Below are 11,792 nucleotides of genomic sequence, written 5' to 3'. Positions count from 1 at the left end.
TCGCGCACCTTCATTCCATCGCACCTCACAGGAGTCCGCATGTCGTTTCCTACCCGCCCGCTCGGCCGCTCGCCGCTTCAGGTCTCTCCGCTGTGCTTCGGCGGCAACGTGTTTGGCTGGACCGTGGACGAGGCCACCAGCTTTTCGCTGCTCGACGCGTGGCTCGACGAGGGCATGAACTTCGTCGACACGGCCGACGTGTATTCGCGCTGGGTGCCTGGCCACACGGGTGGCGAGTCGGAGACGCTGATCGGCAAGTGGCTCAAGCGCTCGCCCGCGCGGCGCAGGCAGCTGGTGCTGGCGACCAAGGTCGGCAAGGACATGGGCGACGGCAAGGTGGGCCTGCATCCGAAGTACATCAAGCAGGCGGTCGACGCCTCGCTCAAGCGCCTGAACACCGACTACATCGACCTCTACCAGTCGCATGATGACGATCCGGAGATTCCGCTGGAAGACGTGATGGGCACCTTCGGCGAGCTGATCGAGGCGGGCAAGGTGCGCGCCGTGGGCGCGTCGAACTACAGCGCCGCTCGGCTTGCCGAGGCGCTCGAATGCAGCGAGAAGCACCGCCTTGCGCGCTACGAAAGCCTGCAGCCTCTCTACAACCTGTATGACCGCGCGGTGTTCGAGAGGGAGCTGCAGCCGCTGTGTGACAAGCAGGGCGTCGGGGTGATCAACTTCTACGCGCTGGCCGCCGGGTTCCTCACCGGCAAGTACCGCACTCAGGCCGACGTGAGCAAGAGCGCGCGCGGGCCCAAGACCGTGGGGCTGTATCTCAATGATCGCGGGTTGCGCATCGTCGATGCGCTTGAACGGGTGGCGTCCAGCGTCAACGCCAAGCCGGGGGAAGTCGCGATCGCCTGGCTGCTGACCCGCTCCGCGATTGCCGCGCCGATTGCAAGCGCGAGCAATCTGGAACAATTGCGGTCGCTCGTTCGTGCGGCGAGCCTCCAGTTGGATGGCGAGGCGCTGAAGACACTGGAGAACGCCAGCGCCGAGTGATCCGGATGCGGTGGTTCAATGGACGCTGCGCCAGGTCAGCAGCCGAAACGGCAGCAGCAGGCACAGCCCGACGACCAGCTTCACCCCCAGATCGCCGAGCGCCCAGGTGATCCACGGATCGCTGCCGCCCGCGAACGCGATGCTCCAGAAAACGAAGGTGTCGAGGATCGCCGCGAGCACGGTGGCGACCAGCGGCGCGCGCCACCAGCGGCCCTGGCGCAGGCGGTGGAATACGCTGATGTCGAACAGCTGCGAGAGGATGAAGGCCGTGCCCGACGCGATGGCGATGCGCGGCGGGGCCAGCAGCAAGGATGCGACCACGGCCACCGCGAAGCCCACCCATGCCACGCGCCGCGCGGGTTCGGGACCATAACCACGATTGATCAGATCGCTCACCAGATACGCCACAGGATACGACAGCGCGCCCCAGGTCAGCCAGTCGTTGATGGGGTACTGCACGAGGATGTTGGACGCGAGCACGACCAACGCCATCGCGGCGATGCCCGCGAGCATGCGGGCCGCGCCGGGGCGTGCGAACGTCGTGGTGCTGGAAGGCGGGAGGGGAGCTGGGGAATCCGGGGACATCCCGGTATTTTCCGACCAATCGGAAAACGCCGTGCGCGCGGGCCGTTTCAGGGTTCGACCGCCGGGCCTTTGACGAGGCGGTTGGTGCGTCCCGGAGCGGCCATGCCGGGAATGTATTCATTGGAGATGAAACTGCGGCAGCGGTGCATGAAGGCCTCCACCACGTGCCTCGGCTTCTGGTCGCTGGCCCAGGCGAGGCCCAGCTTCATCGGACGGTGCTTGCCGCTCAGGTGCAGATTGACCAGTTTCTTGCCGTCGAGCGAATGGTGGTTGCGCGGGCGCACGTTGACCAGTGAATAGCCCACATCGTTGGCGACCAGCGAGCGCACCACGTCGGGGCTGGCGGTGCGCGCGGAGATCAGCGGTGAGACGCCGGCCTCGCGGAACAGCGACAGAAAGTAGTCGCGGCTCAGCGGCATGTCGAGCAGCACCATGGGATGTTGGGCGAGCTCCTCGAGCGTGGTCGACCGGTGGTTGGCCAGCGGGTTGAGCTCGCTGACGATGACATGCGGCGGCAGCGAGGCGAGGGGCTCGAACGAGATGCCCGACTCGGCGACCAGCAGGTCATAGGTGATCGCCACGTCGATCTGCGCGGTGCGCAGCTTGTTGATCAGGCCTTCCTGATGGTCCTCGATCTGCGTGACCCGCGCCTGCGGATGCGCGCGCGCAAAGCCCTGGCAGAGTTCGGGAGCGACCATGGCGGCGAGCGTGGTGAGGCAGCCCACGCGCACGGGGCCGCGCACCGCGTTCTGCGCGCTGCCGGCGACGTCGTAGAGCGCCATCGCCTGATCGAGCAGGTCGCGGATTTCCTTGAGCACCTCGGCTCCGGCGGGGGTGACCGAAAGTCCCTGCGCATGGTGGCGCACGAACAGCGGCACCTTGAGTTCCGCCTCGACCTGCGTGATCGCCGAGGAGATCGACGAAGGCGAGACATGGATGCGGTTGGCGGCCTCCGCGATGCTGCCGAATTCCCCCGCGGCGACGCAGTATTCGAGCTGCCGGAAGGTCAGTCGCGTCAGCACGGTGCGCGGCCTGAGTCGGCACCCGCGCGCGTCCCATGCTCGCGAAATTCGCGTGCGTGACATGGGGCGTGGCGGGTCGTTGGAGTGCGCATGGGAGCTGGAATCATGGGCCGGTCGGGGACACAGGGACAGTGGAACAACGTGGGGATGGCACGGCAATAGGTCCTTCCCCGAAGGCCGACATTATTGAGCACGCACGGGTTCACGGAATCAATCTCCGTCCATCTGGTCCCTGAACCACTGCGAGACCGCACCGTCGCCGTCCGCGGGCGTGTCGATCCCCTTCACGTCATCCGACAATCCCGCCGATCTGGCGACGAAATCCAGCGGCTCGTCCCAGTTGAAGTGCTGGTGCACGGCGGCCGTCTGCGCATGGGGCGGAGACTGCGCGAACAGCTGGAAGGTGAGCCGGTGGCTCGCGTAGTCGGAGTTGAGCAGATCTCGCGCGTAGGCCAGCAGCTTGCGGCGGTCCTCGGATTTCCACTGTGGGCTGAGCGTGTAGAACTTGTCGAGCCACGGGCCGGTCTCGGCGTTCCGGAAGCTCGCGTAGTCGGGCGTCAGGCAGATCTGGCCGCCGCAGAGATCACGCACCGTGTTCATCATTTCATGCAGCTGGCTGGTCGCGAATGAGCGGCCGGTGAACAGCAGCGACTGGTTGGGCATCATCAGCCCGGCGGGGCTGCGCTCGGCCAGCGCGATGGCGGCGGTCAGGTGGGCATTGATGCCCTCGCGGTAGCAGGCGAGTTTCGAGAGCTTGTCCTGCACGGCCTGCAGCTTGTCCACGCCGGTCTGGCGCGTGTTGTGCAGCGCCGTGCCGATCAGCATGTCGGCGAGCTTGAGATTGCGCTGCACGAACGCGAACGCCGAGTAGCGGTGCAGCGTGCTCTGCATGAAGCGGGCCGCCTTGGTGTGGCGGTAGAAGAGCACGTTTTCCCACGGGATCAGCACGTCGTCGAAGACCACGATGGAGTCCACCTCGTCGAAGCGGTTGGACAGCGGATAGTCCTCGGCCGGCGCTCGGGTGGCGAAACCGGTGCGGCAGATGAAGCGCAGATTGGGTGCGCCCATGTCGCAGATGAAGCCGATGGCGTACTCGGAATGCTCCTCGTTGCCCCATTGCGCGAGCGCGGGCTTGGTGAAGGCCTGATTGGCGTAGGCGGCGGCCGTCTCGTACTTGGCGCCGCGCACGATCACGCCGGCGTCGGTCTCCTTGACGACGTGCAGCAGCACGTCGGGGTCCTGGGCCTGCGGCGGCTTGGAGCGGTTGCCGCGCGGATCGGTGTTGGCCGAAACGTGGAAAAGGTCGCCATGCACCACCTGATTGATGTGGGTGCGGATGTTGGCCGAGAAGCGCGGATCGAGCTCGCCCAGCACATCCTGCCCATCGAACAGCGACCACAATTCGCCGACCGTCTCGTCGCCCACGCGGGTGACCACGCCGCCGATGTCCTCGAGCAGCAGGTCGGTGGCGCGGCGCTTGTCCCACCAGTCCTGGCGCGTGAGCGGCAGCTTGTGGGCGATGCAGTGACGCTCGCCGTCGCCCTCGTCGTAGGTCAGCGTGTCGCGCAGCGCGGCCTCGTGCTGCATGTCGTACATGCGCGCGCGGATGTCCACCAGCGGCTTGAACATCGGATGCACGCTGACATCCTTGACCCGCTCGCCGTTCATCCACACGCGCCGACCGTCGCGGATCGAGTCGCGGTACTGGGTTCCTGTTCTGATCACTGCGTGCCTCTCGTGGTGCAAAAAAGCGATGACGGGCCGCGCTCTGCGAAACTGGCGCGACCCAGGCAAGGGCAGTCAAGCAAGGGCCGCCCCGCAGCGGGGACTGCGTCCCCCTGCCCGCATTGCGCAAGCAATGCAAGAGCGAGGGGAAGGCGCGAAGCGACTCAGGGGAGTGCTCAACGATTCACCCATTTCCCGTCCTTCACTTCATGGAGCTGCAGCTCCACGGGGATCTGCGTCTGGCCGTTGGCGTCGAAGGTCACCGTGCCGGTCACGCCGTCATAGCTGATCGCGCGGATCGCCTTGGCGACGGCGACCTTGTTCTTCGGGCCCGCGGACTTGAGCGACTGCAGCAGGATGCCGGTGGCGTCGTAGGCGTACTTGGTGTACGGGCTTTCGGAGTCCGCATACCCCTTGGCGGCGTAGGCCTTGCTCATGGCGTCGAGCTTGGGATTGAGCTGCGACTTGGGCGTGCCGACGATGGTGCCGTCCGCCGCCGCACCGGCGATCTGGATGAGCTGCGGATCGAACATGCCGCTGATGCCCAGCATCGGCTGCTTCATGCCGAGTTCTGCCATCTGCTTGCGCACGATGCCCGCCTCGGTGATCACGCCGCCGAAGTAGACGGCGTCGGGGTTCAGGCTCTTCACCTTGGTGAGGATGGAGCGGAAGTCGGTCGTGCCCACGGGGTAGCTTTCCTCGGCCACGACGCTGCCCTTTTCGGCCTTGAAGAACTGGCCGAAGGACGTGAGATTGGCGCGGCCGTAGTCGCTGGTGTCGGCAATGATGGCGATCTTCTTGGCACCGAGGCCCGTCGCCGCCCAGGTGGCCAGCGGCTTGTTCTCGTTGACCAGCGTGGGCGTCACGCGCGTGGTGTTGGCGAAGTTCTGCTCGGTGATCTTGGGGCCGATGGCGCCCCAGACGATGAAGGGCATCTGCACGCGGTTGAACACCGGCAGCGTGGCCAGCGCGACCGGGCTGTTCCAGTGGCCGATGGCGCCGACCATGTCGCGGTCGTTCACCAGCTTGAGCGCGGCGGACACGCCGGTCTGCGGATCGGAGGCATCGTCGAGCACCACACCTTCCACCTTGAACGGCACGCCGGGCGTGGCGTTCCACTGGTCGATGGCCAGCAGGAAGCCGTTCTTCGCACCCAGACCCTGCTGCGCGTTGCCGCCGCTCACGGGGCCGATGAAGCCAAGCTTCACGGTGGATTGGGCCAAGGCCGGTGCACACAGCAGCGCGGCGGCGGCGAGCGTCACGGCGGACGCGGCGAAGCGTCGGCGAGCGGACGAGGGAGCGGCGAAAGTCGAAGGAGCTTGCATGGTCAGTCTGTCCTGGTGAGTGGGTAAACGGGAAGGAAACGGAAGGAAGCGCAAAGGGCGGAACGTCCGGCGAGGCGTCCTCATGGTGGACCGCGCCGTGTGCCACCACAGGGAAATCCGAGGCCGGAGGCGGAGCCTTTCCTGCGTCGTGAAATCACTGTATCGCCGCATTGGCGGGCGCTGGTTCGCGTTTTCCGAACCAGCGCGTCAGCAAAAACGATGCAGGTTTTCGGCATTTCTTTGCTTAAATATTTTGCGTACGTGGAGACACACGAAACAACCGAATAGGAATCCGATCAATGCATGACGCGCTGTTCCAGCAACTCATCAACTGGCTGACCCTGGGCTGCATCTACAGCTTGCTTGCCCTGGGGTTCAGCCTGTTGTTTGGTGTGTTGCAGGTCATTCACTTTTCCCATGGCGATGTGGCCATGGTGGCCCCGTTCATCGCGCTCGCAGCCGTTCAGGCATTGGCGGCATCGATGGGCGGATCGGCAACCTGGGTGGTGCTTGCACTGGCCTGCCTGATCGCCATCGCGGCGGTGGGAGGGCTGGGCATCGCGCTCGACCGGCTGGTGATCAGCCGCTTCCGCGATGCGCCCGCGATGATGCCGCTGGTCGCCACCGTGGCGCTCGGCATCGTGATCCGCGAGCTGATCCGCCACCTCTACCCGCAGGGCAGCAACCCGCACGCGTTCCCCGCGATTGCGCAGGGCGCCATCGAGACGCCTTTCGGCTCGCTGCCGATGATCAGCGTTGTGTCGGTGCTGGTGTCGGTGGCGCTGGTCGCGCTGATGCTCTACGTGCTGCATCACACGCCGATGGGCATGCGCATCCGCGCCGTGTCGCAGGACCGCGAGACCGCACGCCTGTTCTCCATCGCTCCGGGTCCGGTGTTCCGCAACACCTTCTTCATCGCGTCGGCCGTCGGGGCGGTGGGCGGCATCTTTCTCGCGAGCTATGCGGGTGTCGTGCGCTTTGACTTCGGCGTGCAGGCCGGCCTCATCGGCTTCTCGGCCGCCGTGGTCGGCGGGCTCGGTCGCCTTGGCGGCGCCATCGTCGGCAGCCTGCTGATCGCGGCCATCGAGACCATCGTGCAGGGCTACGTGCCCAACGGCACTTCGTACCGCCTGGTGTTCGTCTTCGCGCTGGTGATCCTGGTGCTGATCTTCCGTCCCGCCGGTCTGTTCGGTGTGCAAAAAATGGAGAAGGTGTGATGCAGACTTCGACGACGATTTCCCCCTCGGCCGCGGCGCGCACCGCCGCCGCGCCGGACCGCATGGCCTCGTCGGCCATCGTGCTCGGCGTGTGCCTTGGCAGCGCGGTGCTGCTGCGCTTCTTTCTGCTGGCCGAGAGCTGGATCACCGTGCTGGTGCTGCTGGCCTGCTTCGCGGTCGCGCTGATCGCGGTGCAGAAGCGCCCTGCGGTGGAAGACCGCATCGTGGCCGCCTTCAGCCAGTGCAAGCCGCTGGCCGTGTGCCTCGGCATCGTGCTGGCGCTGGTGTTTCCCTGGGTGCTCAACGGTGACAGCTACGCGATGCACCTGATGATCATCGCCTGCCTCTACGCGGTGCTCGCGCTCGCGCTGAACTTCCAGCTCGGCAGCGCCAACATTCCGAACTTCGCGACCGGAGCGTCGTACGGCATCGGCGCCTACGCGTCGGCGCTGCTCGCGATCCACTTCGGCGTGAGCTTCTGGATCTGCCTCGTGGTGGCCGCCATCGTCGCGACGATCTTCGGCTTTCTGCTGGGCCTGCCATCGATGCGCACCCGTGACAGCTACCAGGCGCTGGTGACCATCGCCTTCGGCATCGTCGTGCACCAGTTGCTGATGAACTTCGAATGGACCGGCGGCGCGAATGGACTGGTGGGCATTCCGTCGCCCACGTTCTTCGGTCACTCGTTCAACGATCCGATCACGCTGTTCGGCCACAGCCTGCCTGGTCAGGCCAACTTCTACTACGTCGCGGTCGCGCTGCTGGGCATCGCCATCGTGTCGGCCCAGCGTCTGCACAGCTCGCGCGTCGGCCTCGCCTGGAACGCGCTGCGCGACGACGAGATCGCGGCGCGCGCCTGCGGCATCAACGTCACCTGGTTCAAGGTCAAGGCCTTCGCGGTGGACGCGTTTCTCGCGGGCTTCGCGGGTACCGTGTACGCGTTCTACGTGAGCTTCATCTCGCCCGACAACTTCACCTTCCTGGTCTCGGTGACCATCATGACGATGGTGATCGCGGGCGGCATGGACAACACGCTGGGCGTGATCGTCGGCGCGTTCCTGCTGACCATGCTGCCCGAGAAGCTGCGCGCGTTCTCCGACTACCGCATCCTGTTCTACGGCCTCGTCGTGATCGCCTTCCTGATCATCCGTCCACGCGGCATCTTCCCTCAGCGAGTGCGCAACCATGAGCATTGAATCGAACCACACGCAGACCGCTCAGGCGGCGAAAGCGACCGGTCCGCTGGTGCTGGAAGGGCGCGGGCTCACCATGCGCTTCGGCGGCCTCACGGCGGTGCAGGGCGTCGACATCCATCTGGCCACGGGCGAGGTGCTGGGCATCATCGGACCGAACGGCGCGGGCAAGTCCACGCTGCTCAATCTGCTGACCGGCATCTACGTGCCCACCGAGGGCGAGGTGCTGCTCGAGGGCAAGTCGCTCAAGGGCGTGCCGGCCTACGAGATCGCGGGTGCGGGCATCGCGCGCACCTTCCAGACCAGTCGCCTGTTCGGCAGCCTGAGCGTGCTCGACAACGTCATCATCGGCATGCACTCGCGCACGAAGTGCGGCGTGATCACCGCGCTGCTACGCCCCGGCAAATCCAAGGCCGAGATGAACCGCTGCGCGGAGCGCGCCTGCGAGCTGCTCAAGAGCGTGTCGCACGATCTCTTCGAGCGCCGCAACGTGCTCGCCAGCAGCCTGCCGCAGGCCGACCGCAGGCGTCTGGAGATCGCCCGCGCGCTCGCCACCGAGCCAAAGATCGTGCTGCTCGACGAACCTTCGAGCGGCATGGACGACCGCGACACCGACGCGCTGATCGCCGACATACAGCGGCTGCGCGAACAGAACCCGAAGCTCGGCTTCATCATCATCGAACACGACATGCGCCTCATCGCCACGCTGCCCAGCCGCGTGATGGTGCTGGACTACGGCCGCAAGATCGGCGACGACACCTTCGAAGTGGTGCGCCAGCTGCCGCGCGTGCAGGAAGCCTATCTGGGCAGAAAGGCAAGCAGCCACCATGCTTGAGATCGACTCCATCAGCACGCGCTACGGCGTGGTCAACATGCTCAACAAGGTATCGCTCAAGGTGCCCGAGCACAGCATCGTCTGCCTGCTCGGCCCCAACGGCGCGGGCAAGACGACGACCTTCAAGGCGATCGCCGGACTGCTGCCCGTCTACCACGGCGCGATCCGCATCATGGGCAAGGACCTCGCGCGCATGCGCACCGAGGAGCTTGCGGGGCTCGGCGTGGGCTTCGTGCCAGAGGGCCGTCGCCTGTTCCCTGAACTGACGGTGCAGGAGAACCTGCAGATCGGCTACGACGCGCTGCGTCCCAAGGAGAGCTTTCCCAAGGCGCTTGAGCGCGTCGTGGCGATGTTTCCGCGCGTGGGAGAACGCATCGCGCAGACGGCGGGCACGCTGTCCGGCGGCGAGCAGGCGATGGTCGCGCTCGGCCGCGTGCTCATGGGCAATCCGCGCCTCGTGGTGATGGACGAGCCCACGCTTGGCCTGTCGCCCAAGCTCATCGAGGAGTACTTCGAGACGGTGGAGCGCATCCACCAGCACGGCATCACAGTGCTGCTCATCGAGCAGAACGCCGAGGCCGCGCTGTCGATCGCGCACACCGGATATCTGCTGCTCAAGGGCCAGCTGGTGGCCTCGGGCACGGCCAAGGAGCTGCTCAACAACGACGTGGTCAAGCACCTGTACCTGTAGCCATACACGCCGCATTTCAACCGACTTTTCATCCGATTGATCCCCACCGCCAACGTCGGCAGACCGCCGATGCAGGACGGACTCACGCCCCATTTTTCTGAGAGTAGACGCCATGACAGCAGACATCCAAACAATCGATACGCTCGTGGTCGGTGCCGGACAGGCCGGAATCGCCGCCAGCGAACACCTGAGCCAACTCGGCGTTCCGCATCTGGTGCTGGAGCGCAACCGCATCGCCCAGGCCTGGCGCACCGGGCGCTGGGACTCGCTGGTCGCCAACGGCCCCGCGTGGCATGACCGCTTTCCGGGCATGGAGTTCAAGAGCGATGCGGACGGCTTTCCCGGCAAGGACGAGGTGGCCGACTACTTCGAGGACTACGTCCGGCAGATCAAGGCGCCCGTGCGCACCGGCGTCGAGGTGAAGAAGGTCACGCGCAATCAGGGTAGGCCGGGCTTCACCGTCGAGACCTCGGACGGCGTGATCCACGCCAACAGCGTGATCGCCGCGACCGGCCCGTTCCAGGTGCCGGTGATTCCGCCCATCGCGCCCAAGGACGAGCGCATCGAGCAGATCCATTCCGCTCAGTACTACAACCCCGAGCAGCTGCCCGCAGGCGCGGTGCTGGTGGTGGGCGCGGGTTCGTCGGGCGTGCAGATCGCCGACGAACTGCAGCGCGCGGGCCGAAAGGTGTTTCTCTCGGTCGGCGCGCACGACCGCCCGCCACGCGCCTACCGTGGCCGTGACTTCTGCTGGTGGCTTGGCGTGCTCGGCGAGTGGGACGCGGCCATCGCCAAGCCCGGACGCGAACACGTGACCATCGCCGTGAGCGGCGCACGCGGCGGCCACACGGTCGACTTCCGCGCGCTCGGCCACCAGGGCATCACGCTCGTCGGCCTGACGGAATCGTTTGCCGACGGCAAGGTGAAGTTCAAGGGCGATCTCGCGGAAAACATCGCCAACGGCGACGCGAACTATCTGGGCATGCTCGACGCGGCCGATGAATTCATCCAACGCAACGGCATCGACCTGCCCGAAGAACCCGAAGCCCGCAAGCGCCTGTCCGATCCCGAGTGCGTCACCCACCCGCTCAAGGAACTCGACCTCGCCGCAGCCGGCATCACCAGCATCATCTGGGCCACGGGCTACAAGACCGACTTCAGCTGGCTGCAGGTCAACACCTTCGACGCCACCGGCAAGCCGCAGCACCACCGCGGCGTGTCGAACGAACCCGGCGTCTACTTCCTCGGCCTCCCCTGGCTCTCGCGCCGCGGCTCGTCGTTCATCTGGGGCGTGTGGCACGACGCCAAGCATGTGGCCGACCACATCGCCAAGCAGCGCCGCTACACGGACTACCACGCGGCAGCGCAAAAGAAGAACAGCAGCAAGTAAAGGCCAACCACACAACGATCCACAACCTCGCCACAGCAGCCTCCGAAGCGCAAGCGAGTCCCGATCAACCACCACAACGACAAGGCAGCCCTTGAGGCGCGACGCGCAGACGCAGACAGTACTCATGTACGGCAAGGCTGCGCAACAAAGCATCAAGGGCTGTCTTGACGCCACCAAACGACCAACCATCGAAGCCGAAAGGCTTCGTAAAACCCGAGGTAGGAACAGATATGCCAACACATACACGCATTCGGATGTTCAACACGAAGGACACTTATCCGAACCAGAGCTTGGACAATGACCTGTGCCAGGCTGTCCGAGCAGGCAACACGGTCTACGTGCGCGGCCAGATCGGCACGGACTTCGAGGGCAACCTCGTCGGCTTAGGTGATCCGCAAAAGCAGGCCGAGCAGGCGATGAAAAACGTCAAGCAACTGCTCGAAGAGGCCGGAAGCGACCTCTCGCACATCGTCAAGACGACCACCTACATCATCGACCCGCGCTACCGCGAGCCGGTGTACCGCGAAGTGGGCAAGTGGCTCAAGGGCGTGTTCCCGATCTCGACGGGTCTGTGCATCTCGGCGCTCGGTCAGCCGCAGTGGCTCATGGAAATCGACGTCATCGCGGTCATCCCCGACGACTGGAAAAAATAGGCTGTCCCCCCTGAGTCGCTTCGCGCCTTCCCCCCGCTCTACGCATTGCGTTGCAATGCGGGCAGGGGGACGCAGCCAGCGCGGCGGGGCGGCCCTTGCGCGGCTGCTGCTGGCCTGGGCCGCGCCAGTTTTATGCGACCAGTCCTGAATCACT

At 65.6% G+C, this 11,792-nt stretch carries 11 protein-coding genes; 7 read left to right on the top strand and 4 right to left on the bottom strand.

The window, feature by feature from the left end:
* Positions 1-39 precede the first annotated feature (39 nt).
* Positions 40-1,002: an aldo/keto reductase gene (locus ISG32_RS07540; RefSeq protein WP_194770370.1), complete on the top strand. Its 963-nt coding sequence runs from the start codon at positions 40-42 to the stop codon at positions 1,000-1,002.
* Between the two features lie 15 nt (positions 1,003-1,017).
* Here ISG32_RS07540 and ISG32_RS07535 read toward each other — a convergent pair whose 3' ends face one another.
* The 4 genes from ISG32_RS07535 to ISG32_RS07520 all read right to left on the bottom strand — a co-directional run bounded on the left by ISG32_RS07535 (position 1,018) and on the right by ISG32_RS07520 (position 5,659).
* Positions 1,018-1,587, bottom strand: coding sequence for a queuosine precursor transporter (locus ISG32_RS07535; protein ID WP_407645034.1), 570 nt, complete (start codon positions 1,585-1,587; stop codon positions 1,018-1,020).
* 47 nt (positions 1,588-1,634) lie between these two features.
* Complete coding sequence (locus tag ISG32_RS07530) at positions 1,635-2,609, bottom strand: LysR family transcriptional regulator (RefSeq protein WP_194770369.1); 975 nt, start codon at positions 2,607-2,609, stop codon at positions 1,635-1,637.
* Positions 2,610-2,819: 210 nt separating this feature from the next.
* Positions 2,820-4,334: a 4-hydroxyphenylacetate 3-hydroxylase family protein gene (locus tag ISG32_RS07525; RefSeq protein WP_194770368.1), complete on the bottom strand. Its 1,515-nt coding sequence runs from the start codon at positions 4,332-4,334 to the stop codon at positions 2,820-2,822.
* A 176-nt stretch (positions 4,335-4,510) separates the two neighbouring features.
* Entirely contained in the window at positions 4,511-5,659 is a 1,149-nt protein-coding gene (locus ISG32_RS07520) for a branched-chain amino acid ABC transporter substrate-binding protein (protein WP_194770367.1), read from the bottom strand.
* Positions 5,660-5,958: 299 nt separating this feature from the next.
* Between ISG32_RS07520 and ISG32_RS07515 the strand changes: the two genes are divergently transcribed.
* The 6 genes from ISG32_RS07515 to ISG32_RS07490 all read left to right on the top strand — a co-directional run bounded on the left by ISG32_RS07515 (position 5,959) and on the right by ISG32_RS07490 (position 11,638).
* Positions 5,959-6,876 carry a branched-chain amino acid ABC transporter permease gene (locus ISG32_RS07515; RefSeq protein WP_194770366.1) on the top strand — a complete coding sequence of 306 codons (918 nt, stop codon included), beginning with the start codon at positions 5,959-5,961 and terminating at the stop codon, positions 6,874-6,876.
* Complete coding sequence (locus ISG32_RS07510) at positions 6,876-8,072, top strand: branched-chain amino acid ABC transporter permease (protein WP_194770365.1); 1,197 nt, start codon at positions 6,876-6,878, stop codon at positions 8,070-8,072. The genes ISG32_RS07515 and ISG32_RS07510 overlap by 1 nt, the downstream gene beginning before the upstream one ends.
* A complete protein-coding gene (locus ISG32_RS07505; RefSeq protein ID WP_194770364.1) occupies positions 8,062-8,904 on the top strand; it encodes an ABC transporter ATP-binding protein in 843 nt (280 codons plus the stop codon). The genes ISG32_RS07510 and ISG32_RS07505 overlap by 11 nt, the downstream gene beginning before the upstream one ends.
* Positions 8,897-9,595: an ABC transporter ATP-binding protein gene (locus ISG32_RS07500; RefSeq protein ID WP_194770363.1), complete on the top strand. Its 699-nt coding sequence runs from the start codon at positions 8,897-8,899 to the stop codon at positions 9,593-9,595. The genes ISG32_RS07505 and ISG32_RS07500 overlap by 8 nt, the downstream gene beginning before the upstream one ends.
* A 112-nt stretch (positions 9,596-9,707) precedes the next feature.
* Positions 9,708-10,985 (top strand): flavin-containing monooxygenase, encoded by a 1,278-nt coding sequence (locus tag ISG32_RS07495; RefSeq protein ID WP_194770362.1) that lies wholly within the window; start codon positions 9,708-9,710, stop codon positions 10,983-10,985.
* 230 nt (positions 10,986-11,215) lie between these two features.
* Positions 11,216-11,638 (top strand): RidA family protein, encoded by a 423-nt coding sequence (locus ISG32_RS07490; protein WP_194770361.1) that lies wholly within the window; start codon positions 11,216-11,218, stop codon positions 11,636-11,638.
* Positions 11,639-11,792 lie beyond the last annotated feature (154 nt).

This window comes from Diaphorobacter caeni, from assembly GCF_015354245.1.
In the GTDB taxonomy this organism is placed as follows: Bacteria; Pseudomonadota; Gammaproteobacteria; order Burkholderiales; family Burkholderiaceae_C; genus Diaphorobacter_A; species Diaphorobacter_A caeni.
This window is presented reverse-complemented; position numbering and strand designations above follow the sequence as displayed.